We start from the raw sequence: 24,758 nt of genomic DNA, 5'->3' as shown, positions 1-24,758 counted from the left end.
AGGGTCGAAGCCATGAGTCGCCCGGTATTTGCCCTGTGCGTGATACCGGCCGGGCTCGGGGCGTTCGTGGAGTTGGTGTCGTCGAATTCGCTGCCGCAGGTCGGTGTGGATCTGGTGGGCGCCGCCATCGGGACCTCGGTGTGTGTGCAGGCGGCGCGTGGCTGGCCGGCGCCGATCAGCCGGGACGGCCGCTTCGCCGCCGGCCTGGCGGCGGTGATCCTGGTGATCGCCGCCGTATCGCTGGTGTCGTCGAGCTATACGCCGTGGGCCGCCGCGTCGGTGTGGCTGATGGTGGTCGCCACCGGCGTCGCGGCCTCGCGCATAGTGTCGCCTGTCGATGCCGTGATCACCGCGATACCGGTGGTGGCGGCACTCGGATCGACACTGAGTCTGATGCCGCGCGGTCACGAGGATCCGACAGTGACTCTGGCCCTGACGATTCCACTGGTGACCGCCCTCGGTGTCGGGCTGCTGACGCGCTCGCATCGGCAGCGGCTGGTGGCCGAACGCGGCGCCGCGGTGGCCGACGAGCGGGCACAGATGGCGCGGGAACTGCACGATGTGATCGCACACGAGGTCATGGGCATTGTAGTGCTCGCGCAGGCGGCCGGGCCGGGCGCGGACGAGCGCACCCGGCCGCTGCTGGCGCGTATCGAGGGTTCGGGACGGCGGGCGCTGGACGATATCCGGGCGCTGGTCGGCACCCTCAACGAGAACGCGGCCGCGGCACGCGACACCAGGGATCTCACCGATCTGGTGTCGCGGTTCTCGGAAACGATTGCCGCACAAGTGATTGCCGATATCGATCCCGCGGTCGGGCCGCCCCGGATTTCCAGTCCCGTGCAGCTGGCCACCCATCGCATCCTGCTGGAGGCGTTCAACAACATCCGCCGGCATGCCGGCGACGCCACCCGCGTCGAGGTAGCCGTCCGCCTCGACGCCGGGTCGGTCACGATTCTGGTGTGCGACAACGGCTCCGGCGAGTCCGGGCTCGGCGTCGGCGGGGGAGCCGGGCTCACCGGATTGGCCGCCCGTGCCGACGCCGTGGGTGGGACCCTCACCGCCGGCCGGCTACCCGACGGCCGCTGGCAGCTCGCGGCCACCCTGCCCGCCACCGAAACCGCCGGAAGGACCTGATGATTCGCGTAGTGGTGGCCGACGACCAGGAAATGGTGCGGATGGGCTTCGCCATGATCCTCGACGCCGCACCGGATATCGAGGTGGTCGCACAGGCGGCGGACGGCGTGCAAGCGGTGCAGGCCGTCCGCGACGCGAATCCCGATGTGGCGCTACTGGATATCCGCATGCCCCGGATCGACGGGCTGGAGGTGTGCAAACGCGTCGCCGGCGACACCCGCGTCGTCATGGTCACCACCTTCAATGACGACGACTACGTCGACACCGCACTCGCCAATGGCGCGACCGGATTCCTGCTCAAGGACTCGGGGCCCGATCTACTACTGGCCGCCGTGCGCGCCGCGGTAGCCGGAGACGCCCTCATCAGCCCCGAACTCACCACGGGCCTACTCCGCCGCACCCGCGCCGGCGCCGACCGTCGAGTGCCCGCGGAAGTCGCCGAGGCCGTCGCCACCCTCAGCCCCCGCGAGATCGAAGTGGCGCGCCTGGTCGCCGAGGGAGCCACCAATGCCGAGGTCGGTGCGCGACTGTTCCTCTCCCTGGGCACGGTCAAGACACATATCGCCGGTATTCAGCGGCGACTGTCGGCCCGCAACCGCGTCGAGATCGCGGCCCGGGTCTGGCAGGCCGGGCTCATGGATTGACGCCGCGCTGCTCGTTGGATGCCTGGCTGTTGGATTGATGCTGTGCTGCTGGTTGGGTACCTCGCTGACGGATTGATTCCGCGCTGACGGATTGATTCCGCGCTGACGGATTTACGCCACGCAGGCGGATTGCCGCCGGGTTGATGGACTGATGCCGGGTTTGATGGGTTGACGCTGGCTGAGGGGTTGACGTCGGGTCGACCGATCGGCGGTGCGGCTCATCCATTCGGATGAGCCGGATAGGCCGGTTTCTGGCCATCCGGCGGATGCGGCGGCTACCCCTCCGCAACGAGGATGGATGCCATGAGACGACTCCCGAGCCTGGATATCCTGCGCGGATTCGCCCTCTGCGGCATCCTCTTCGCTAATGCCCCGGCCATCCTGCACTTGTCCTGGACACGCAATGGCTCGGTGGATCCGATGGTGCGCTGGCTCGAGTTCACCGTCCACGGTCGTTTCTTCCCCCTGTTCTCGGTGCTGTTCGGCGTGAGCTTCGCGCTCATGTGGCGGTCGGCCAGCATGCGCGCCCGCTCGCCGCGCATCGTCATGCTGCGGCGCATTCTGGTGACCGGCGTGCTGGGTGCGCTGCATCAACTCCTGCAGCCCGGCGAGGCACTGCTGCCGTACGCCATCGTCGCGCTCACCCTGCTCCTGCCCGCGACCTTCCTCCCGAACCGCTGGGCGGGTCCCGTAACCGGCCTGGTCGGTGCGCTCTTGACCGCCTGGGCGGCCACCGGAACCAATGGATTACTGGCCGTACCGGGCCTGTTCCTGCTCGGTTTCGCCGCAGGCACGATCGGCATGCCGCAGCGGCTCGAACGCATCGATTCGCAGATGCTGCTACTCGGCCTGGTCCTACTGGTCCCCGCCGTGGTGGGCGCACTCATCCTGCAGTCGGCGCACCCGGGGTTCGGCGTGGCAGCGGGCCTGGTCATGGCGCTCACCTACGCTGGCGTGGTGCTCATGCTGCTGGGTAATCGCTCCCACGGCCCGGCCGCGAAGGTCCTCGCCGCCCTCGGCCGCACCGCCCTCACCAACTACCTCCTCGCCACCGTAATCGTGGTCGCCGTAAGGTTTTTCGCCCCCCAACTCGGCCTCGCCCCCGAAGACCGCACCGCCTGGGCCCTGACCCTCCTCCTATGCGTCCTGATCCTCACCACCCAGGCCGCCCTCTCCCTCTGGTGGCTCGACCACTTCCACCAGGGCCCCGTCGAATGGCTCGTCCGCCACCTCACCTGGACCGGCGCCGCCCCGGCAACCGCTGCGGCTCCGGCAACAACTGCCACTTCGGGGACTGCTGCTGCGCCGAAGGCGGCTCATGGTCCACTTACCGCGGTGGCGGCGCAGGGGTACGTGTCGGTCGAGCGTGTGAACGGTACGGATTCGGGGGCGCGGTGACGGTGGCGAATTCGCTGCTACTCGGAGTGGGGGCGTTGCTGGCGGTGTTCGGGGCGGTGCGGGTGATGCGGGAGCCGCGGCGGATTTCGACCGGGCTGGTGCTGCTGGCTGCCACTGTGCTGCTCGCGGTGTGGGCGGTGTCGGTGTTGCATATCGTGGCTCCGGGGCCGGCGCTGGAAGTCGGTGTGGGGCTGATGATTCTGCTGCCGATTCTGTCGCTACTGGCGGGTGGGGTGGGGCTGGTGGCTAATGGGGTGGTGATCACGCGGCGGGAAGGGTTGCGGATTGCGACCGCTATTGCGCCGGTGGTGGGGGTGGGGTTGATTGCCTTGCCGCTCATTGCTTATCAGGTGATCGATCCGGGGACGGATCGGCCGCTGTGGGTGCCGGTGCTGGCTGCGGCGGTGACGCTGATCGGGTTGCAGATTCTGGTCCAGTTGCTGGCTTTCACCGGGTACGCGGTGTTGTATGCGCGGTTGCCGCGGCGGGTGGATTCGGATGCGATCGTGGTGCTGGGCTGTGGATTACGTGATGCGGCGGTCACGCCATTGCTGGCCTCGCGGCTGGATCGGGCTGTCGAGGTGTATCGGTCCGAGGTGCAGCGGGGTGGGACGCCGCTGCTGGTGACCTCGGGCGGGCAGGGGCCGGGGGAGACCGTGGCGGAGGCCGACGCCATGGCCGATTACCTGGAGGCCCAGGGCATTCCGCGGTCGGAGATCGTGCGGGAGAACCGGTCGCGCAATACCGAGGAGAACCTCCGTTTCACGCTGCGCGAGCTACGTGGCCACGATCTGGATCCGGCGCAGTTGCGAATCACGGTGGTCACCAGCGATTTCCATGTGCTGCGCACCGCGACGCTGACCCGTCGTGTGGGCCTGAACGCGCAGGTCGCCGGGTCACGTACTGCCCGCTACTTCGTCCCGGCGGCTTTCCTGCGGGAATTCGCGGCCATCCTGGTGACTCACAAGCGGGTGAATCTGGCCATCGCCGGTGTCTTGCTCACCCTGGTGGGTGCGGTGGCGATCTACTCGATGCTGCCGGTTGGGCTGGTCATCTCGGACTAGCTTGCGGAGTAGTTCACCTTCCGCGTAGATCCAGGCGGCGCATCACCCGGTCGACCACGTCGGGCGGGATACCGGGCTCGCGACGCGCGGACAGCGCTTCGGTGCGACCGGCCTCCAGCACCTCATTGGTGATGGCGCGGATCTTCGTGGTCATGGCCAGCGCGCGACTGTTCTCGAGACGCGCATTGTCGTCGGCCGCACCCGGATCCGCGTGTGCGAGACGACGTTCGAATCCGTCGCGCAGTCGTTCGTAGACTTCCTCCGGTAGCTCCTCGACTTCCGCGAGCTGCTTCAGATGGGTGAGTTCCGCCCGCAGCACCCGCGTCCACAATTGCCGTTCCATCACGCGCTCAGCCTCGGTATCGCGGTGCACTCCGGTCGTGCGCACCACCGCGGGCAGGGTCGGTCCCTGCAGCAGCAGCGTGAACAGCACCACCGCGAAGGCGATGAACAGAATTTCGGTGCGGCCCGGGAACGGCTGCCCGCTGTCCGTGGTGAGCGGTACGGCCAGCGCGAGCGCGACGGTGGCCACCCCGCGCATACCCGCCCACCAGGTGACGATCGTCTCCCGCCAGGTGAAGGTCTCATCCACGTCCCGATTCCGCCGCCAGACCCGGAAGATGCTGGTGGTGAACAACAGCCAGACCAGCCGCAGCCCCACCACGACCGCGATCACGGCCGCCGCCCCGCCGAGGAATCGCGGCCAATCGGGTCCGGCATCGCGCAGCACGGTACTCAATTCCAGGCCGATGAGGCCGAAAGCGAAACCTGTGACCAGCATTTCGGTGATCTCCCAGAACGAGTCCCCGACCAGCCGATAGTCGCTGTCCCCGAAATCCGTTGCGGCATCGGCGAGATACAGCGAGCACACCAGCACCGCCAGCACCGCCGACCCACCACGCGAGTCCGCGATCCAGTAGGCGGCGAACGGCAGCAACAAACCCAGCGCCACCTTCCAGTGCGCCTCGCCGAGCTGTCCCATGATCTTGCTGCCGGCCCAGCCCAGTACCAGTCCCACCACCAGGCCGACCACGGCCGAAATGGCGAAGTCCCGCGCCGCACCCCATGCCGAGAATTTGCCGGTCACCACCGCCTGAATTGCCACCGAATAGATGACGATGGCGGTCACGTCATTGAACAGGCCCTCGCCCTCGAGCACCGCCACCAGACGGCGGGGCAATCCCAGCTTGCTCGCCAGCGCAGATACCGCCACCGGATCCGGTGGCGCCACCAGCGCGCCGAGCGCGATCGCGGCGCCGATCGGAAACGCCGGATACCAGAGATGGAACACCCACGCCACGGCCGCGGTGGTGACGATGACCAGCACGACGGCACGCAGGCTGATGGCGGTCCAGTTCTCCGCGAACTGCCGCCACGAGGTACGCCGCGCGGCCGCGTAGAGCAGCGGTGGCAGCACCAGCGGCAGGATGATCTCCGGCTCGATCTCGATATTGGGCACCTGTGGCAGCAGCGCCAGCACCACGCCGAAGGCGGTCATGAGCACCGCGGGCGCCTGGCCCAGCCGCTTCCCCAGCGGTTGGGCCAGAATTGTCGCGAACAGGACCAGGAAGATCAGCTCGAACTGATGGTGCGCCACGGCTGACAGTTTGCTGCCCGTATGCCTGAATGTCGAACCAAGTAAGTGCGAATGTCGGGCACTGCTCGGCGGAATGCCGAGCACAATGCCGTCTTTCCGGCGCTCCCGCGCCCTCGATTCTCAGGAAGCGGGCGCCGGTCTCAGGCGGCGATCAGAAACCGGAGTGCCGCCCGCCGCTGGGCAGGACCGGTCCACTGCCCGAATTGCGCTGCGGCAGGCTCCGATTGCCGCGCAGCGCGTCGAGATTGTGCTGCAGCTGGTCGGGACGATCATGCAGCGCCGACAGGCCGCTCGCCGCGGCGCCCGGCCGGTTGCGTGCGGCGGCCGAATTCTGCTGTGACGCAGCCAGATCGGTGCGCGGCGCGCGGGCCTCCGGCGAGTCGGCCGGCAACGGCACGGGTTCGGGCAGCATGGCGCGGTCGTCCACCTCGGTCAGCCCGACGTGAATGAGCAGCACCAGCGTCACCATGCTGACGGAAATCATGAGTGGCGCCAGCAATCCCATGGCGCTCACACCCGACGGCGTCGACGCGTGATCGGACATGTGGGCGCTCATGGAGGCCATGCCGGTGTAATGCATTCCGCAAACCGCCACACCCATGATCAGGGCGGCCGCGATTGTGGCCCAGATCCCAGTGATGACCAGCGTGAACCACAGTGCGACGGTGGCCGCGACCACCGCGATGACCATGGACACCGTCACCAGCAACGGGTCGTAGTGGATCACCGCGTCCGTCTTCATGGCGTACATGCCCGAGTAGTGCATGGCGCCGACGGCGAGACCGGTGACGGTACCGCCGGCCAGCAGTCGTCCGAAGCCCTTGCCGCGCGCCACGATGGACAGTCCCGTCCACACGGCGACCATCGCGATCAGGGCGCTGAGCAGCGTAATCGGGATGTTGTAGCGAATTGTCGCGCCATGGATGGTGAATCCGAGCATGGCGATGAAATGCATGACCCAGATGCCGGTTCCCCCGATCGCGATGGATGCGGCGAACAGCCAGCCGGAGCGCCCGACCCCCGAGCGGGCACGCGCGGTGCACCGGAGGCCGAGGAGCGATCCGGTGACGGACATGATGTAGGCCAGTACGGGTGTGACCCACCCGTAGCTGAAATGGTGTATTTCCAGCACTCGAACTCCATTGCCAGAACAGGGATTTCGTCGATCGCGGCGGTGCGACGTGCGCACACTACAGGTCGGTCGACCGATTGGGAAATTGTAGGAACGAATCCTGCAAATTCAGTCCCGCACAGCGGCGCCGCGATCCGGATGCCGACGGCGCGAACCTGTTACGGTTTCCGATTGCCCGGCGGCTTCCGCAACGCCGCGATCGACGGCGCGATACGACTCTCCGCGGCCTTGCGATACCACCGATCCGCCTCGGCCTGCTCACCCCGGCGGCGCAGCAGATCCGCGAGCGCATACATCGCGACCATATCGCCCGCCTCCGCCGCTTTGCCGTACCAGAGTTCCGCTTCGGCGAACTCGCCGCGATTCTTCAGCATCACCGCCACCCGGACCATCGCGTTCCGGTCACCCGCCTCCGCGGCACGACGCTGCCGATACTCCGGCGAATCGGGGTCATCGGCAGGCGAATTCGACTGTTCGGGAACCGCTTCCGAAACTGGAGCGGCAACCGGCTCCGGAGTCAGCAATGCCAGCGCCTGTGCGATCGACGGCCGCGCTTCGGGCTGCTTCTCCATCAACCAGGTGACGAGCCGTGTGAGCCGGCCCGCATGCAACGGCGTCGGTGCGATCCCCAGCATGGCCGCCACCAGCGTGCCCTGCACGGTCTTGCGGCGGAACGGCGAAAACCCTTCGACCGCGTGATAGAGCGTGACACCCAGCGAGAACAGGTCACCGGCGGGCTGATCGTCACCGTCGATCCGCTCCGGCGCCAGATACTCGAACGAGCCGACGATCACATCCTTGGCGGTGAGCGTGTTCTCCGCATGATCGCGCGCGATCCCGAAATCGGTGAGCAAGATCTCGCCGGTCCGGGTCAGTAACACATTGTCCGGCTTGATATCCCGATGCACGATGCCGAGCTCGTGTGCCGCGCGCAATACCTGCAGCAGCGCCACCGCGATCGCCGCGGCCTCGTCGACCGACACCGTTTCGTCGCGGTCGAGCCGCTGCTTGAGCGACTCCCCGTCCACCAATTGCATGACGATCCAAGGCGTCTCGTCCTCGGTCACCACATCGTGCACGGCCACGATATTCGGATGATGTCGCAGCCGCGCGGCATTCCGCGCCTCCCGCTCCGCGCGCTCCACCCGTTCGGCATGCTCGGCATGCGATTCCGCGGGCGGCAGCCACACCTCTTTCACCGCGACATCGACCCGCAAGCGCTCGTCACGCGCCTTCCACACCCGCCCGAAGCCGCCGGTACCGAGCGGCTCGATCAAGCGGTAGCGACCGGCCAGCACCCATCCCGGCCGCTTCTCGGCAAACATGCTCCCCCAACAACCCTTTCACTGCCGCGGCACTATTCGAGCAGTGACGATGGCAGTGACCGTACCCGAAAAGGCCCGTTCAGGCGCCCGTGTCGGCCACGCGAAGATGTGCGAGCCGGACTACTCGTCGTCGGGGAAGTAGCGCGGGGATTCCATCAGCAGCAGCACCACATCGTGAACGGTCGCGTCCGCGGGCACGAACCCGCGGCGCACCGCCTCCGCCCACTCCGGCGTCGCGAGCAGATCCCGGAAGTTCCGCTGCCCGGCCGGATCGGCGAACAGGCGGTCCACGGCCGCAAGCAATTGCGACACTTCGGGTTTGTCCGAATCCTTGATATCGGAATCGGGCGGAAGATCACCCAGCTCGCGGATGTCCAACTCGGAACCCAGGACGATACTCAGAATCTCCTGGGCGGGCGCGGTCGCCACAATGGCCTGGGACAGCTGGTCACGTTCGTCATCGCTCAAGGGGCCGGGAGTGCCGCTCGGTGTGGAAGACATCGAGACAGTCTAGGCCCCCGGACAGCCGCGGAACGGTGAAGTCCCTACTGCCGCACGGTGAACAATGCCGCCGCGGCCACCAGCAACAGGATCGGCAAGGTGAGCAGACCCAGCGGGCCGACATACAGCGGGTCGGGGACATGATCCGACGCGGTAGTCAGCTGGGGGAGGGGGAGCGCGAACTCGTTCAGGCCGAGATGTGCGGCGACAGCGGGCCATACGGAGTTCGTGCGGATGCGGATCACGGCGATCAAGGCGCCCGCGCCTACCGCGACAGCTACCGCCGCTGGGATCGCGACGTAGAGGGGATGGCCGGGGTAGCTGCCGCCGAGGGCTGTCATGGGCAGATGCCAGAGACCCCAGAACAGGCCGCCGATGCAGATGCCGGTCACGGTGCCGAAGCGGAGGGTCAGGCGCGGCATCATGTAGCCCTGCCAGCCGATTTCCTCACCCAGATACAGGGGGAGTGAGACGAGCGCCGATAGCGGGAGGGCCAGAATCGACCACCAGGATTCCGGCCATACCGGGTGATAGACGCCGAGCGCGGCCGCGGGAATCAGGCCCAGCAGGGTGATCGCGGGTAATGCGGCCGTCGCACACAGGCATTGGAGGAGTGCGCGCCGGCGCGGGTGTGGGACGTCCAGCGACAGCAGGCGCGGCACACTGCACCAGGAATTGCGCCGCAAAGTCATGGCGATCGCCACCGCGGCGGGGACGAGCATCATGGTGAAAAGGCAGGCCGCCGCCAGCGGGCTCGCGTGCTGAGAGGCGGCCGCGCGCCGGAATCCGGTGATCCACAACGGTGTCGCGACCAGCCATGCGCCGAGGTAGACGGCGGGCAGGAAGACTCGCAACTCCCGCACGGCTTGTCTTCGACCCGCGTTCCGCTGGTCTGCGGGCAAGGTATTTCGGTTCGTCATGCCGGGCAACGCTAGGCAGCTCGCTCGCGCTGCGCGGTGTCGCTTTCACCAGGGTCGATGGTGGAGCCCGCTACACCGCCGCGATCGCCCCGGAATGACAGACTCGGGGGATGCCAGTTGCGTTGTGGTGGGGTCGGATCCGGTCCACGGCCGTGTCCAGCGTGGTCACGCTCGGACGGGGGCTGTATGCGGTGGTCGCGGTGCCGCTGCTGCTCTACACCGTCGTCACCTGCGTGGTCGGGATCGGATTCGTGCTGGTGCCACCGCAATTGTGGCTGCTCGGGCGGATTTCCGATGCCGAGCGGAGGCGGCTGGGGCGGGTTGCGGGTGGCCCGGAGGCTCCGGTGGGGCGGCGATTCCGATGGCTGCCGGGGCTGGTTTCCGACCGGACAGTTTGGCGGGAGCTTCGCTGGCTCCTTGTCATGCTTTTCGCCGGAACCTTTCTCGGCGTGCTGGGCGTCGCGCTCGTGATACTGCCGGTGTTGTGCTTCGCGTCGATCTGGCTTTGGTGGCTGTTCCCGGCCGATGACCCGATTCGAATCGTCGCGAATATCCCGATCAGCGGTTGGTGGTCCGCGCTCACCATCGGGACGCTGCAAACGGTGATCACCACCGCAGTATTGATCTTCTGTGGCCCGCTGATCGCCCGCGCGGGCGTGCTGGTGTCGCAGGCGGCGCTGAGCCCGAGCGTCAAACAAGATCTGGCACAACAGATCGCCGTGCTCCGGCGCACCCGCTCCGGAGCAGTCGACGCTCACACCGCCGACCTGCGCCGCATCGAACGCGACCTGCACGACGGCACCCAAGCGCACCTGGTCTCCCTCGCCCTGCGGCTCGGTTTGGCTCAGCGTGCCCTGCAACGCAATCCGGCGGCGGTGGCTCCCTTGCTGGAGCAGGCCCGAGCCGGCGCGGAAGCAGCCATGAGTGACCTGCGCACGGTCCTGCGCACCACCTACCCACCGATCCTCTCCGACCACGGCCTCGACGGCGCCCTCTCCGCCGTAGCGGCTCGCTGCACCGTCCCCACCACGGTCCGAGTCGACATCGGCCAACCCCCGCCCGCAGCGGTGGAGGCTGCCCTGTATTTCGTTGTCACAGAGGCGCTCACCAACACCGCCCGCCACTCCGAAGCCACCGCCGCGCACGTCGACCTGCGCATGGTCGACGGCTACGTCACCGTCGAGATCCGCGACGACGGCCGCGGCGGCGTGAACGAATGCCAGGGCACCGGCATCTCCGGCATGAGGCGCCGAATGGAATCACTCGACGGCCTGTTGACGGTCGACAGCCCGGTGGGCGGTCCGACAATCCTGCGAGCGGCGTGCCCATGCGGATAGTGATCGCCGAAGACAATGTCGTGCTGGCTCAGGGCCTGGTCCTCTTGCTGCGCGAAGACGGCCACGAGGTGGTCGCCGTAACCACCGACGCCCCTTCGTTTGTCGAGGCAGTCCTCGAACATCGCCCCGACATGACGATCATCGACGTGCGCCTCCCGCCCACCTTCCGTCACGAGGGCATCCGAGCGGCCCAGCAGATCCGCACCCTGATCCCCGGTCAGCCGATCCTCGTCTTCTCCCAATACGTCGAACACACCTACGCGCGAGACCTGCTACAGGCCGGCGGCAGCATCGGTTACCTCTTGAAGGATCGTGTAGCGCGAGTGGACGACTTCCTCCACGCCCTGCACCACATAGCCGCCGGCGGCACGGTCATGGACCCGGAAGTCCTGGACCAGTTGATAACCCGCCACGACCCCATCACAACGCTCACCCCCAGAGAACGTGAAGTGCTCGACTTGATGGCTCAGGGCTACGCCAATGCCGAAATAGCCCGCCTCCTGACGGTCACCGACCGGGCCATCCACAAACACATCACCAATATCTTCACCAAACTTGACCTGCCCCCGGAGGATTCCGGCCACCGCCGAGTCCTGGCCGTCCTCGCCTACCTCAGCCGCTGACCCGGAATCGCCTCGAAAGTGACACACGTCACATGTCGATTCCGGCGTCGGGCAGCTCTGCGATCCCTATGCTCGGACGGCTAGTTCTGGATAGCGGAACTGAGATTCCATAATATGGAATAGATGTCGTTGGTATAGGCGAGGTTTCGAGACGTGGCTGATGTCCGCCGGCGACGAGGACTGACCCTCGTCGCTCCCACTCGCTCCGATCGATTTCCGCATCTGCGCAACGCCACGATCCGCCCCGGTGATCGCTGGATCTTCTCCGCCGGGTTCGACGTACACCCCGACCTGCGCGAAACAGCCCCGATAGACGCGGAATTGGCCGACCTGACCTACCTGCTCGACGCGGGAGCCAGAGTCGCCATCCTGTCGCACCAGGGAAACCACCACAACCGCAGCGCATTACCGCTGCAATTCGTCGCAGAATATCTGACCCGAAAGCTGGCCCGCCCCGTCAGCTACTTCCCGGACTGCGCCTCACCAGCAGCATTCGCCTACGCCCAAGAATTGGCCCCGGGAACCGCGGCCCTGTTCGGCAACACCCGCGCCCACCCCGGCGAACAGTCGAACGATCCCGAATTAGCGCGCAATCTCGCGAGACTCGGCGACGCGGTCGCCATCGGAGGCTTCGCCAAGGCTCATCTAAGCCACGCCTCCAACCTAGGGATCCTGCAATTCCGCCCCGGCTTCCTCGCGAGCAGTATCGCCGACGAACTCGCCCTACTCGCCCCCTGGGCATCCGCCGACCCCACCCGATACTCGATCGCCATCCTCGGCGGCACGGACAGCGCCGGCACCCTCCTCGGACTGGACGCCTTCACCCGAAAATACGACCTGGTAATCCCGGCCGGCACGGTACTGAACGCCCTACTGGCAGCCCACGGTCACCGCATCGGCTCCTCTGTCCTGGGCCCCGATCCCGCCGCATGCATCGCAATAGCCCAACAAGTGTCGAGCCGCCCCGACCGCGCCGAAATACACCTCCCCGACACCGTTTTCATCGCCGACACCCGATCCGGCACCACAAAAGCAATCCCCATCACAGATGGCGTCCCCCACGGTTGGGCCATCATCGACTTCTGGCTCCACCCCTGGCTGGCCGAACGCATGCTCCGCCTCCGCGAAAACGGCGGCCGCGCCCTCCAACTAGGTTCCCCCTGCCTCCGCCCCCACCCCTCCCGCTCCAGCACAGACCTCTTCACCGACTACCTGACCCACCCCGCCATCGAAGCCCTACTCCTGGAAGACCCCACCACCACGGACCTCCCGTGGCCCGCCCCCCGCTCCTCCGGCGGCACCCCCGCCCTCTCCTACCTGGCCCAAGGAACCCTCCCCATCCTCGACGCCCTCAGTAGTCCGCCGGTGAACTAGGGAAGGACGTTCGGGATAATCTGCGGCGCCGCCTGGCCCACGAGCCCCCCAAGGAAAGACCCGGCGTAGTAGCCCACGAAAACCCCGGCCACCCCGCCACCGACAACCCCGATCGGAATAGCCAGCCCCGCAGTGGGCGCAGCCAGCAAACTCCCGATCGCACCCCCGGCCACGGCCCCCACAACCCCGCCGATCACCTGCCCCGCGGTCGACCCGATAACAGTCGCATTCTCTATGGGATCCCCGATCGGCGTCGCAACCGCGACCGTCTCCGCCTGCGGGATCGCCTGTACCGCAGGCACTTCGAATGGCTCGACAACCGGCGCCGACGCCGCAGTATCGGGAACGAACGCCACCGCACCGTCCTGCGCGATCCCCCCGACACGAGCCCCCGCCACTCCACCGGCCAGATCCCCGGCCTCAACGACCGGCACAGGCGCAGCCTGAGCGTTCCCCATCCCAGCAAAGCTCACAGTGGCAGCAACCGGAATCGCCGCCGCAAGAGGCAACCCCCGCAACCCCATCCCCCGCGTACTCACCGCACGATGCCGACCCGCCATGGAATCCACCTTCCAGAAATGCCCCAAATCCTCGCCCACCTATCGCCACCTGTCCCCCCGACGCGACACACATGTGACAGGCCTCGCACCCCTCCCTGTCCTGCATCAATCGATCGGTTCGCCCACCGACTGGATCCGGGTGCAACTACTCGGCTCAGAGGCTCAGGCACCTCCGCCATAGATGCGGTTCGCAGTTTCGTACAAGCTGCCCGCCCCGGATGCAAACCAGTAGAACCGGCCGCCCTGGGTGTTCGGGGTAATATAGAATTGGGCCTCCGAGCCGCAGCGTAGAGGCCCAACCATGCGATTGCCTCTAGTCGAGGTAGTCGCGCACTGAGGGTTAGGTTAGCGCTCTGCTGCTTAGAGGGGACCGGGGCGACGAGTGAGCGCGGGACCCACCGATATCTTTGACTGAGTTGTAAGGTCAGCCGAGGTCGTCAGTGGCATGCAGTGTCAGCGTGCTTGGCGCAACGTTTCGACTGTACTGCTTGTGAGCATGTCCGATGCAAGGAAATTCGCTGTCAGGAACCGCCATAGGTGTGTTCCGGTGAGTTCTGAGAGACTCACGAAACTGCCGAAGGGGCTGGTGCGTTCGCAGAGATTCTCAAGTTCGACAGTCAGTGCCGACCATTCTGCTGTATCGACGTACCACACGACGCCAAGATCTGGATCGGCATCCGGTTTTGTGAATTCGTACGGCAACAGCGGAATCTTCTCTGTGGTGCCGGCTAACTTTGAATTCGAGGTTACGGAATAATCCGACACGCGTAGTGCCCATACCAGGGCGGCACTCCGAGTCTCGATCGGGATGTCTTTTTCGAATTTATAAGTGAGCCAGGGTGGGGCTACCTCCGACATGTCAGGGATGAACCTCACATATATTCGCGAGTTTAGGCCGACGACATATCCGCCTCGCAGCAACTCTGGATTATCGAACGCAACGGCCGAGTTCAGTGGCTCCGCGTGGACCAAGAAATCACGCAGGTTGGGCACTTTCATTGCATTCGTCCCTTCAATATACGGCCGGATCGTTCGTACATGAACACGAGAAAGTCCATGTCTGGGAAGTAATCTTCGGCCCATGCCTTGTCTAGAGTAGCCTTCGAACCGCGAGCATATACCACTCCTCGATAAGAATCCCACCCTTCTTCTACGAGTGTAGCCTGCTCATCAAGGATGTCTTTGGAGGCGCCACGATTGACCAACCACAGATACTCCTTCAGTCGAATGTGAATCTCTGCAATCTTATCCTGTCGGCTAGTGTAGTCACCTGGGGTGTATGGCAGATTTCTATCGAACTGCTTCCCGGGGATTCTCTGGATACGTCCATGAATCGGAGGGTTATCGCCGAATCGGTACAGGATCTGATCCAGATGCCCGAACTCATGTTCGAGGTCGAGGAAGCGCATGCCTCGAATGCCGCGTACATATTGTTCGAATCCGACGATGTTCTTTTCCTTATCCACGATTGCGTTTCGGACCACGCGTGGTGACTGCCCGGCGTAGTCCTCAATCCTCAGTGGATACCCAAGTCTTTCCATCTCGGCGGTGATGGTAGGAAAGCTCGGGTGCTCTTCCATTCGTACAGTCCCAAGACGGATACTCTCGGGTGCCGGCGCAACACCTTCATAAGGAGAAGGTCTGGCTTTCGCCATGAAGGAGGGACTAGTGATCTCGTTCTCGGCTGCTCCGATGAGATTGTTCTGTCTGGGCAAACCTGTCACAGGGCTGTCCGGTATCGACCGTGGATTTTCCAGACTCGGTGCGCCGTTCCGGGTCCTGATGCTCACCTCGGTTTCGAGGGAGCGCGCCGTGGGTGCGGCGGCCTGGCCGGCAGCAGACTTTGGTATCGCTGGTTGCGAAGTCTGCTGTGTCAGTGGAACAACATCATTCGCAGCAGGACGTGCGCCTGCGGTAGTCGCGGCATCCGGGACGGCCGCAGGACGTAATGCGGCCCCTGCTGAGGTGATGTCCGGTGCTGCCGCATCGGTAGCGAGCCGACTCGCTGCGGTCGTGGCCTCGCTTGCGGCCTTGCCTGCGTTGCGGGCGAGGATTTCGGCAATCTTGGGAAGCACCCTGGTGCCGGCACGGACCGCGAGGTAGCTGAGTCCTTCACCGGCGGCGGTCCAGATGATTGTCTCGGCGATGGCGTTGGTGATGGCTTTGCCAGTTTCTTCGGGGGTCGGTGGACGACCGGGATCGGTGGCCCAATGCAGACCAGTACCGTTCTCGACGAGGAGACCGCCGCCTTCGACCTTGTACATGTGTTGTGCGGAAACACCATCGGGTACCTGGATTTCCGAGATTGCGGCTAAATCCCCGTTTGGTAGCTCGACAACGAAGGGCCCCGTGGTGTTCGGGGATACGGGATATCGCAGGGGCCCGTCGGGCTGGGGTCTGTCGGAAGGTATCGACGATGAGGGCCCGTAGTCCGGGGTCGACAGCGGCGGGGGCACAAAGGATGCTCCGTGGGGTCTGTCGGTACGTACTCCGTTGCTTCCGAACACTCGTGCTTCTTCGGCAGCCGGATTGTTGGGCTGGACCGGTGCACCGCTGTCGTCGACGCGAATGCGTTCCCCATTCAGCTCGACGATCCTGTACCCGTCGGGGGTCCTCACCGTGCCGTCGGGGCGGCGGTAGAACTCGAAGTACCTCTGGGTTTCCTGGTCGTAGCTGATTCCGCCGGCGTTGAGGACCAGCACATGCTCGCTTCCGTCGGCGGCCAGAACAGTCAGGCTGGTGATTCGGCCGTTCTTGTCCTTGATGACGGTGATCGGTGCGTTCGGGTTCGATGTGAGTCGGTCGAGCGCTTCGACCAGCTGGCGTGCGTCTCCGGCGTCGTTGATACCGGATCCGAAGACTGATGTGGGTTTGGTTGTGGCGTTGGGCTTGTTCTGGTCCAGCATTTGCTGCTGGACCCGGCCGAGTTCGGTGCGGGCCTGGGTGGCTGCGTCGCCGTAGGACAGGGTTGTGGCGGTGCGGCCGTTGGGGAGTTGCTCTATGTCGATGCCGGTGTTGTTGTTGGTGAAGGTGGTGGTGAAGCCGTTTGCCAGAGTGACTGTGGTGTTGGTCTGCCAGCCGTCGGTGGTGGCGGTGATGGTCTTTTCCACAGTTCCGCCACCGCCCAGCGATGTGGTGCCGCTGTTGTTGTCGGCAAGGGCGGTGGGGAGGTCGACCATGTCGCGTGCGGTACGGTCCGTGGCTTGCTGCTGTGGGGATTTCCGCGTGCCGTCGGGGTTGTACATGGTGCTGAGGCTCGGCAGGGCGGCGAGTGCTGACGGATCGATTCGGTCCGGGATCTGACTCGACTCGTCCGGGACCGGCACTCCGGCCGGTTGCGCCTCTGGTTGCGGCTGTTGGGCATTCGGTTGCGGTGCCGGATTCTGCTGTGGCACAGACTGTTGTGGTGCTGGACCTTGTTGTGGTGCTTGGTTTTGGGGCTGCGGGTTCGACTGTGGTTGGGTTCCTTGCTGATCCTTGGGGGATGATGCCGCGTCGGTCTGCTGGCGCATCATGTCCTCGACCGACGCAGGAACGGGTCCAGACGAGGCGCCTGGCGGCAGTGTCGGTCCGTAAATGTCTCCGAAACTGGGGCCGGCGATCGGGGAGGCGTGCGCGGGCGTGTTCCGTGCGGTTGCGACGAGATCTTGGACGTTCTGGACGCGGCCGAACCTGCGTGCTGCTGAAATCGGGTTCAGTCCGTTGAAGGTGTGGACTTTTCCGCGGGCGGCAGTGGGCGTCTCGACGACATGATCGACGGCAATGGCGGGGGTTAGGCTGGCCAGCCATCCGGGCTGAGTGACCGGATCGGCCAGTGCAGCCATCACAGATGACCTTCATTACGTGGTGCGATATGGCGTGTTGCAACAGGATTCGCCGTTGACATGAATTCTGGGCAAGGGTCATAGCTGGGCATCTCGGGGATTTGCTTGCCGGGCATGGGTTTGGCAGTCCTTCCGAATCTGGGCATGAAAAAACCCAAGCCCGGTCTACGGACTTGGGTTGCAATGGTCAGATCTCGTGCGCCAGCCTGGTGCGCTGCGGCCGATACCCCGTCAAGTGCCGACGGAGCAGATTGAAACCTGAGGCTGGAGAGAGGATTTCCGGTAAATTCCGGAGTAAGGCGCAACTGTGGCGCTGCCACGAGCTTGACTTAAGCGGCTCGCAGTGTCAACCCGAAGGATGATGGATCATGTGAAGGCGCAGGTAGATCGCTGTGCCTGCCCGAAAACAAGAGTGGGCCCCGGAGCCGTAGCTCGGAGCCCACTCTTCGATCGAACTAATCCAGGTAGTCGCGCACTAGAACTGCACGGACACTGTGCCCACCCGAGGTCACCGAGGTGACTCGTGAGCGTGAACGCGCCCAATATCTTTGACTGAGAGCTAGAGCGGGCCCATCGATCAGCAACCGGCTGAACGCACGCTCATGCCGACCATGATCGCGGCGTTCGGCTTACGGTTGGGCGCGATCGCGGGAGGGACGGAATTCCGCGCTGCGTCGTCGAGATTGACAGTGGACCAAAAGAATTGGGCCTCCTTCACGATATCGAAGGAGGCTCGTTCGTCACTCTGAGTCGCTCTAGACTGCGCGACGCTTTACTGTTTGACGAAATCGCCGGGCTTGTACTGCCGGTCGAAGAACGCCTCGGTGGGGCCGTTCCAGTGGATGAGGCTGACCAGCCTGGCCTGGGGCATTGATTTCCGGAGGCGGACTCCGAATAGATCGCTCCGGCACTCACGAACCGACCGACGCCGTGCCTCCTTCCGGTACCGGCCCGAACGCAGCTGGATGGTCCGGTCCTCTCCCGACAGACAGGATGCTGGGCTCAACGGCCACAGCACATGGGAGATTCAGCCGCCGCGCCGCGCCGCTGTCAGGTCGAGCTGACCCGAACACTCGTCTTCGACACGCCGGGCTAGTGTCGAGATCGAAAGCGCAGGGGTTGTTTTCGGCTTCGTTTCTGGGGAGGCATTGATCGGTGGTCTGCGCCCGAACCGGATTCGCTGACACAGTAAGGAACGTCGATGTTCGATCAGCACGATCGTTGGCTCGAGGAGTTGATGCTGTACACGGGTCGGAAGGAGCTGATCACATGTACTGCTGGCCGGATGCCGCTGACCGCGATCGTGGCAGAAATCGCCGAGGCGTGTTCGGATCCACGCGTACATGACCGACAGCGCAGTTACGACTGGCAGTCGATGGCATCGGATCTCGAGGCGGCCCTCGAATGGATCGGTCCGGAGCTGTCTGCGCTCGTGGACTCGACTTCTCGAGCGGTTCACACGACCATCACCGCAGACCTGCTGGTGTCCACGAAGAATGGCGCGTTGGCTGTCGACGACAGCCAACGGCCAGCAGTAACGGCGAAGATCGCTGCTGTCACCGGAATCCTGAGTGGTGATCTTCTGCTTGTCGCCGCGTGGCGCGATCTGGTGACCGCATGCCGCGATATCGACCACACCCTCTACCCGCATGAACGAGTTGCCTATCTGCGCGACACGCTGATCGCGTTCAGCGAACTGCGCAATCAGGACCGGCGGCACTGGAGCCCGGTATCGATCGCGGCCAGGGTACTGCTCGGTACCGAGGCAGCCGTCAGGTACGCGCGAGCGACGGTCGGCGACACCGTCGACACGGCCACATTGTTCGATCCCACCGCGGCTGCGGATAGGCGCGAAGCAGAACTCTTCGATCTCGCTGAGCGCTGCCTCGTCCAGCGACCGTCAACCGGAACGTGCGTGGTCTGGTTTCGACTGCAGCCCGCATTCGTCAAGAGCGTCTCGTGCGTGACCTTTGGCGCGGTCACGTTTTATGACGCACAGACGCTCGCGAGTGCACTCATCGATCACGGGCGGGCGCGCGAGTTGTTCGAGGTCGTGCCAGAGGAGCTTCTGACCGAGGAAATCCGTGAGCTGCAACGCTCGTCCGAGGTCGACGAGGTCCAGGAGTTTGAGCATGTGCCGCAACTGGTCTACGCGCGCGTCACCGTCCGCGAGATCGAAGGCCATCGTGCCAAGGAGACCGCGCGGATGTACTTGGACACCGTGCTGGCGGTCGTCGACATCGCTCCAGGGATGTGGCAAGTCCTCGACGGCACACTATGTTTCGATGGTTCACCTTCGTATGGTTCAGCTGTCGAGTGGGGGCTGAAGGCACCGTTGCCCGCAGCGGTCTTCTCCGAGAACGACACCGTCACCCGGACGTTGCGCGAGATGACTGCGGCAGGTCACACCTTCACTGTCGAGACCGCGCGGCGGCTACAACCTGTCCTGCGTCTTCAGTCGGCGCTGTTGAGTGTGCCGAGATCGGATCCGGAAGCGGTGGTCATGGCTGCGGTCAGGGCGATCGAGCACTGCAATACTTGGATCGCCCCGCTCGAGAAGTATCGCTGGTACGGGTTTGTCGAGCAGTATCTGTTCGACGAATACCTCGTCACCGGGTTCGCCAATCGTGTAGCCGGCGAGGTGTTCTCGGCCGTGGTCCAGTACCTCCCAGACCGTTCTCCGGGGGCTCGGGCGCAACCAACACTGCGCGCGATCCGCGACGAGATCACGGTAGGTGGAGGTCCAGCCATCGATTCGAGCAAGGCCCTCGAGCACGTGAGTGCCTTGAAGGAGATCTATGCTGAACATTTTTTGGTGCGACAACTGAAGGAAACCGACGACATCGTTTCTTCGTCCGCGGCTCTACGTGCTGCTTTCGATTCCGAACGTCAGCAACTGGACGCGCGAGTGAAACGGCTGACGCGATCACGCAACGCCGCGATCCACGGAGGTGCCCTGTCGGTTGTGGCGTGCGAAACCGTTGCCGATTTCGCATTGATCATGGGGCGCACGGCGCTCAACACCGTCATCCGCGCACTGGTCGCCGGAGAGCCGGTCGGCCGCTACGCATCAGGCCAGCGGAACGAATTCCTTCAACGAGCCGAAAATCTCACCCAGGGGGGAGACTTGGGGAATCTGTTCAGGCTGACTCCCTAACCCCCAAGTGATCGGGCGCGGGTACGCCGCTATCGAGTCCGAGTGTCAGATGCTTGATCTACTCTGCGTGGGCATGGGGACCTTCGTCGAGCTTTTTGATGTGTTGGACACTCGGGCCGCGGTGCGGGGCAAGCAGTTCGAGCATCTGTGTCAGTGGTGGTTGACCAATGACCCGACGTACAAAGCCGTGCTGCGACGGGTGTGGTTGTGGGATGACTGGGACGGTTGGTGGGCTGCTGATGCTGGAATCGACTTGGTCGCTGAGGATTACGACGGAAAACTCTGGGCTATCCAGGCCAAGGCGTACTCGTCGGATCGTGCGGTCACCAAGGATGATGTCAACAAGTTCCTCGCCGAGTCGTCGCGTGCGACCTTCTCGTTTCGTCTCCTGATCGCCACCACCGACAAACTGCATCACATCGCTCGTCGAACGATCAACGACCAGGAAAAGCATGTCAGCTTTGTGGGTTTGAGTGATCTTCTGACCTCAGAGGTGGACTGGCCGAGTGATCCTGGTGACCTGAGGCCGTCGCCGACTCGGAATCCGGCCGCGCCGCGCGACTATCAACAAGAAGCGATTGACAACGTCGTGCGGGGATTCGAGACGGCCGACCGGGGGCAGCTACTCATGGCGTGCGGTACTGGCAAGACCCTCACGTCCCTGTTCATCAAGGAGACGCTGGACGCGGAACGCACTCTCGTACTGTTGCCGTCGCTGTCGCTGCTCAAGCAGACGATGCAGGTCTGGCAAGCACACAAGACGAAGGCATTCGTGCCTTTGCCGGTCTGTTCTGACGCGACCGTCGCCCAGAACGCCGACGAAGCGGTAATGCACACGAGTGAGCTGGGTGTGCCGGTGACAACAGAGCCCGCTCAGATCGCGGCTTTCCTGCGTCGGCAGTCGGGGCCGTGCGTGGTCTTCTCGACGTATCAGTCGTCTCCGCGGATCGCCGCTGCCTTTGCATCGGAGCAACTACCCGCGTTCGATCTGGTGGTTGCCGATGAGGCGCACAGGATCGCCGGTGACGAATCCAGTGTTTTCGCGACAGTTTTCGATGCTGATGCCATCAAGGCTCGTCGCCTCCTGTTCATGACCGCCACCCCGCGATATCACACCGGCCGCGTCCGGAAGGCCGCACGCGAGGCGGAACTGGAAGTCGCATCGATGGACGATCCGACCAGGTTCGGTGAGGTGCTGCATCGATTGAGTTTCGGTGAGGCGATCAGTCGGAAGCTGCTGACGGACTATCAGGTCGCCGTCGTGGGCGTTGACGATGCGACGTACCAGGAGTGGGTCGAGCGGGGCAAGCTGGTTGTGCGTGGGGGTAAGTCCACCAACGCCCGTACCCTCGCGGGTCAGATCGGTCTGGCCAAGGCGATGCATAAGTATGACTTGCGCCGGATCATCAGCTTTCACTCCCGCGTCGCCAGGGCGCGTGAGTTCGCCGCTGAGATGCCGGAGGTCATTGACTGGATGCCGCCTGATCAGCGCCCGACTGGCATGTTGTGGACTGGATACGTTTCGGGAGAGATGACCGCTGGTGAACGCCACCTCAAGCTTCGCCAGCTGCGTCAGCGCGAAGAGGGTGAGCGCGGACTCTTGGCGAACGCCCGGTGCCTGTCCGAGGGGATCGACGTACCTACCCTCGACGGCGTCGCGTTCGTCGACCCCCGCCGCAGCGAAGTAGATATCGTGCAGGCGGTCGGCAGGGCCATCCGGCTCGCGTCAGACAAGACGGTGGGAACGATCGTCTTGCCGGTGTTCATCGACACCCAGACCGATCCCGAATCGGCACTTGATGATTCCTCCTTCAAGCCGGTGTGGGATGTGATCAATGCGTTGCGGGCACACGATGAGGATCTCGCTGAGCAGATCGACTCCATGCGCCGCGAGCTCGGGAAGGCGGGTGGTCTCGCAAGGATTCCCGAGAAGATCCACTTCGATGTATCACCCAGTGTGAGTGCGAAGTTCGCCCAGGCCTTTGACGTTCGGCTGGTTGAGAAGACCAGCGCGAGATGGGAGTTCTGGTGGGGGCTGCTGGCGAAGTACTCCGCCGAGAACGGTACGGCACGGATTCCTGTTGATCTCGTCGTGGAGGAATTTCCGCTCGGCCAGTGGGCCAGTGTGCAGCGCGGCGAGTACTCGAAGGGAAGACTGAGCGACGACCGGCGTAGCAAGCTGGAAACGCTGCCCGGCTGGTCGTGGGATGTTCTCTCGGACCAGTGGGATGTGTGGATCGGGTTGATGAACGGGTTCGTCGCCGAACACGGTCATGCCAATGTGCCATTCCCCTATGCGGTCGGCGAGTTCAACCTCCGGAGCTGGGTTGCTACCCAACGTGGGCTATTTCGCCGAGGACGATTGTCCGAGGAACGTATCAGTGAACTTGAAGCTCTGCCGGGGTGGCTGTGGGACGTGCTCGAGGATCTCTGGCAGCAGAACTACAGCGCGCTCGAACAGTTCGCCCGACGCATTGGTCACTCCAGAGCCCCGCAGAGGCATAAGGAGAATGGGCTTAATCTCGGGACGTGGGTGGTTGTCCAACGGAGGACCCGTGCGGAGATGTCCCCAGAGCGTCGGGCACTCCTGGAAGCTCTCCCCGGATGGTCGTGGGACCCCTTTGCTGATCGCTGGGAGACCTCTTACGCGGAGTTGGTGACGTTCACCGAACGTGAGGGAGATGCCCGTGTCCCCATATCACATTGTGAGAACGACCTTCCTTTGGGGAAATGGGTAACGCATCAACGCAGCAGGCGGGACAAACTAACCGTCGAACAGCGAACGCGATTGGAAACGCTGCCGGGCTGGAATTGGGACGCACGGTCGGACATGTGGCACCGAAAATTTGCTCTGCTGCAACAGTTTCAGCGACGAGAAGGACATGCGCTCGTTCCGCAGGGACATGTCGAAGACCACATCAAGCTCGGCTCATGGGTTAATGAGCAACGCAGTAGAAGAGAAGAGATCAGTGCCGAGCGGTGCGAACTGCTGGAGTCCATGCCTGGTTGGGCTTGGGATCCGCACACCGCGGCGTGGGAGCGCGGATACTGCGAGTTGGTCGAATTCGTCGATCGAAAGGGACATGCACGCGTCCCCGCCGGACATATAGAGGGCAAAGTGAAGCTCGGTGTGTGGGTGGGCGAGCAGCGCGCAAACCAGGAAACAATGAGCCAGGACCGCAGGGTGAGGCTCGAAGCCATCTCCGGCTGGAGTTGGAACTCCGTCGAAGATTCCTGGATGGAAAACCTTGAGCAGTTGCGGGTTTTCGCCGCGAGAGAGGGACACACCAACGTTTCTGTCGACCACAGCGAGAACGGCTTGAAGCTCGGACAGTGGACACGGCTGCGACGGCGTGAGCATCTCAAGCTCACGCCACAGAGGAAGGCGCTGTTGGAAGCCATTCCAGGCTGGTTCTGGGGTACAAAGCAGGACTACATCTGGAGTCAGAAGCTCGGACTACTCGAGCAGTTCGTCGCCCGAGAAGGCCATTCGCGCGTTCCCGACGGCTACGTCCACGACGGTGTGAAGCTCGGAGGGTGGGTACGAGAACAGCGAGCAGAGAGGTCGAAGCTCTCCGCCGAACGGCGAGCCAAACTGGAAGTGTTGCCAGGTTGGACCTGGAATCTGTTCCAGGATGTCTGGGGCGAAAGATACGAAATGGTAGGGAAATTCGCTGCCCGGGAGGGGCACTCGCGGGTGCCACAGGGGCATATCGAAGACGGGGTGGCACTCGGTAGCTGGGTCGCGGTGCAGCGGCAGAAACAGCATGCGCTGACACCAGAGCAGCGGGCGCAGGTGGAGAAGCTTCCGGGTTGGGTGTGGAGCCCACACGATGCAAAGTGGGCCAGCATGTATGGGCTCCTTGGTCAGTACCTCGAGGAGCACGGAACCACTCGATTGCCTTACGACCGCACCTACAAGGGCGCGAAGCTCGGCAACTGGGTAAGCCTCCAGCGCAACAACTACGCGAAGGGAAAGCTGAGCGCCGATCGTCGTCACAGGTTGGAGAAACTTGTTGGCTGGGAGTGGAAAATTTCGTAGGTGCAGCCAAGGGGGTGAAATAGCTGACTGTCGGCTGCCAGGGGGAAGGGACCGTTTCGGAGCTGTTTTTGCCAGCAGGATGGGACCACCTCGTTTGCCACTGATGGGACCACCTGACTAGCG

General features: G+C 64.2%; 17 protein-coding genes. 9 read left to right on the top strand and 8 right to left on the bottom strand.

All coding sequences use genetic code 11. The annotated features are described in order from the left end of the window. Positions 1–12: 12 nt before the first annotated feature. The 4 genes from ACH438_RS27060 (at position 13) to ACH438_RS27045 (ending at position 4,243) form a co-directional block, all read left to right on the top strand. The gene (locus tag ACH438_RS27060) at positions 13–1,137 is read left to right on the top strand and encodes a sensor histidine kinase (RefSeq protein ID WP_397010046.1); all 1,125 of its coding nucleotides are present in this window, start codon (positions 13–15) and stop codon (positions 1,135–1,137) included. Beyond that, complete coding sequence (locus ACH438_RS27055) at positions 1,137–1,781, top strand: response regulator (protein ID WP_397010044.1); 645 nt, start codon at positions 1,137–1,139, stop codon at positions 1,779–1,781. Before ACH438_RS27060 ends, ACH438_RS27055 begins: the two co-directional genes overlap by 1 nt. A gap of 303 nt (positions 1,782–2,084) precedes the next feature. Then, positions 2,085–3,179, top strand: a complete 1,095-nt coding sequence (locus ACH438_RS27050) for a DUF418 domain-containing protein (protein WP_397010042.1) — start codon at positions 2,085–2,087, stop codon at positions 3,177–3,179. Further along, entirely contained in the window at positions 3,176–4,243 is a 1,068-nt protein-coding gene (locus ACH438_RS27045; RefSeq protein WP_397010040.1) for a YdcF family protein, read from the top strand. Before ACH438_RS27050 ends, ACH438_RS27045 begins: the two co-directional genes overlap by 4 nt. A 13-nt stretch (positions 4,244–4,256) precedes the next feature. Here ACH438_RS27045 and ACH438_RS27040 read toward each other — a convergent pair whose 3' ends face one another. From ACH438_RS27040 to ACH438_RS27020, 5 genes are all read right to left on the bottom strand, one after another. Beyond that, on the bottom strand, positions 4,257–5,840 hold the full coding sequence (locus tag ACH438_RS27040) for a Na+/H+ antiporter (RefSeq protein ID WP_397010038.1): 1,584 nt from the start codon (positions 5,838–5,840) through the stop codon (positions 4,257–4,259). Positions 5,841–5,991: 151 nt separating this feature from the next. Beyond that, positions 5,992–6,972 carry an MHYT domain-containing protein gene (locus ACH438_RS27035; protein ID WP_397010036.1) on the bottom strand — a complete coding sequence of 327 codons (981 nt, stop codon included), beginning with the start codon at positions 6,970–6,972 and terminating at the stop codon, positions 5,992–5,994. 158 nt (positions 6,973–7,130) lie between these two features. Further along, the gene (locus ACH438_RS27030; RefSeq protein WP_397010034.1) at positions 7,131–8,297 is read right to left on the bottom strand and encodes a serine/threonine-protein kinase; all 1,167 of its coding nucleotides are present in this window, start codon (positions 8,295–8,297) and stop codon (positions 7,131–7,133) included. Positions 8,298–8,417: 120 nt separating this feature from the next. Continuing rightward, complete coding sequence (locus tag ACH438_RS27025; RefSeq protein WP_397010032.1) at positions 8,418–8,798, bottom strand: hypothetical protein; 381 nt, start codon at positions 8,796–8,798, stop codon at positions 8,418–8,420. Positions 8,799–8,842: 44 nt separating this feature from the next. Next, entirely contained in the window at positions 8,843–9,718 is an 876-nt protein-coding gene (locus ACH438_RS27020) for a CPBP family intramembrane glutamic endopeptidase (protein ID WP_397010030.1), read from the bottom strand. Positions 9,719–9,828: 110 nt separating this feature from the next. On the opposite strand from ACH438_RS27020, the gene ACH438_RS27015 reads away from it, so the two are divergent. The 3 genes from ACH438_RS27015 (at position 9,829) to pgk (ending at position 13,052) form a co-directional block, all read left to right on the top strand. Continuing rightward, complete coding sequence (locus ACH438_RS27015; protein ID WP_397010028.1) at positions 9,829–11,055, top strand: sensor histidine kinase; 1,227 nt, start codon at positions 9,829–9,831, stop codon at positions 11,053–11,055. Beyond that, complete coding sequence (locus ACH438_RS27010; protein ID WP_397010026.1) at positions 11,046–11,678, top strand: response regulator; 633 nt, start codon at positions 11,046–11,048, stop codon at positions 11,676–11,678. The genes ACH438_RS27015 and ACH438_RS27010 overlap by 10 nt, the downstream gene beginning before the upstream one ends. Before the next feature lie 153 nt (positions 11,679–11,831). Further along, positions 11,832–13,052, top strand: a complete 1,221-nt coding sequence (pgk, locus tag ACH438_RS27005; protein ID WP_397010024.1) for a phosphoglycerate kinase — start codon at positions 11,832–11,834, stop codon at positions 13,050–13,052. On the opposite strand, the gene ACH438_RS27000 is transcribed toward pgk, so the two are convergent. The 3 genes from ACH438_RS27000 to ACH438_RS26990 form a co-directional block, all read right to left on the bottom strand. Continuing rightward, the gene (locus tag ACH438_RS27000; protein WP_397010022.1) at positions 13,049–13,651 is read right to left on the bottom strand and encodes a hypothetical protein; all 603 of its coding nucleotides are present in this window, start codon (positions 13,649–13,651) and stop codon (positions 13,049–13,051) included. The two genes, pgk and ACH438_RS27000, sit on opposite strands and share 4 nt — an antisense overlap. Before the next feature lie 414 nt (positions 13,652–14,065). After that, positions 14,066–14,611: a hypothetical protein gene (locus tag ACH438_RS26995; protein ID WP_397010020.1), complete on the bottom strand. Its 546-nt coding sequence runs from the start codon at positions 14,609–14,611 to the stop codon at positions 14,066–14,068. After that, positions 14,608–17,436, bottom strand: a complete 2,829-nt coding sequence (locus ACH438_RS26990; protein ID WP_397010017.1) for a hypothetical protein — start codon at positions 17,434–17,436, stop codon at positions 14,608–14,610. The genes ACH438_RS26995 and ACH438_RS26990 overlap by 4 nt, the downstream gene beginning before the upstream one ends. A 1,201-nt stretch (positions 17,437–18,637) precedes the next feature. On the opposite strand from ACH438_RS26990, the gene ACH438_RS26985 reads away from it, so the two are divergent. After that, positions 18,638–20,593 (top strand): hypothetical protein, encoded by a 1,956-nt coding sequence (locus ACH438_RS26985; RefSeq protein ID WP_397010015.1) that lies wholly within the window; start codon positions 18,638–18,640, stop codon positions 20,591–20,593. A gap of 73 nt (positions 20,594–20,666) precedes the next feature. Next, positions 20,667–24,635 carry a Helicase associated domain protein gene (locus ACH438_RS26980; protein ID WP_397010013.1) on the top strand — a complete coding sequence of 1,323 codons (3,969 nt, stop codon included), beginning with the start codon at positions 20,667–20,669 and terminating at the stop codon, positions 24,633–24,635. Positions 24,636–24,758 lie beyond the last annotated feature (123 nt).

Origin of the sequence: Nocardia sp. NPDC020380 (assembly GCF_044386975.1) — a bacterium.
Taxonomy (GTDB): Bacteria; Actinomycetota; Actinomycetes; order Mycobacteriales; family Mycobacteriaceae; genus Nocardia.
The sequence above is the reverse complement of the archived record's forward strand: the minus strand, read 5'-3'. Positions and strand labels throughout refer to the sequence as shown.

Bases quoted from the DNA above. Each gene is read 5' to 3' on its own strand.
- ACH438_RS27050 (WP_397010042.1), top strand. From the start codon at position 2,085: ATGAGACGACTCCCGAGCCTGGATATCCTGCGCGGATTCGCCCTCTGC.
- ACH438_RS26980 (WP_397010013.1), top strand. From the start codon at position 20,667: ATGGGGACCTTCGTCGAGCTTTTTGATGTGTTGGACACTCGGGCCGCG.
- ACH438_RS27010 (WP_397010026.1), top strand. From the start codon at position 11,046: ATGCGGATAGTGATCGCCGAAGACAATGTCGTGCTGGCTCAGGGCCTG.
- ACH438_RS27025 (WP_397010032.1), bottom strand. From the start codon at position 8,798: ATGTCTTCCACACCGAGCGGCACTCCCGGCCCCTTGAGCGATGACGAA.
- ACH438_RS27020 (WP_397010030.1), bottom strand. From the start codon at position 9,718: ATGACGAACCGAAATACCTTGCCCGCAGACCAGCGGAACGCGGGTCGA.
- ACH438_RS27060 (WP_397010046.1), top strand. From the start codon at position 13: ATGAGTCGCCCGGTATTTGCCCTGTGCGTGATACCGGCCGGGCTCGGG.
- ACH438_RS27015 (WP_397010028.1), top strand. From the start codon at position 9,829: ATGCCAGTTGCGTTGTGGTGGGGTCGGATCCGGTCCACGGCCGTGTCC.
- ACH438_RS27055 (WP_397010044.1), top strand. From the start codon at position 1,137: ATGATTCGCGTAGTGGTGGCCGACGACCAGGAAATGGTGCGGATGGGC.
- ACH438_RS26995 (WP_397010020.1), bottom strand. From the start codon at position 14,611: ATGAAAGTGCCCAACCTGCGTGATTTCTTGGTCCACGCGGAGCCACTG.
- ACH438_RS26985 (WP_397010015.1), top strand. From the start codon at position 18,638: ATGTTCGATCAGCACGATCGTTGGCTCGAGGAGTTGATGCTGTACACG.
- ACH438_RS26990 (WP_397010017.1), bottom strand. From the start codon at position 17,436: ATGGCTGCACTGGCCGATCCGGTCACTCAGCCCGGATGGCTGGCCAGC.
- ACH438_RS27030 (WP_397010034.1), bottom strand. From the start codon at position 8,297: ATGTTTGCCGAGAAGCGGCCGGGATGGGTGCTGGCCGGTCGCTACCGC.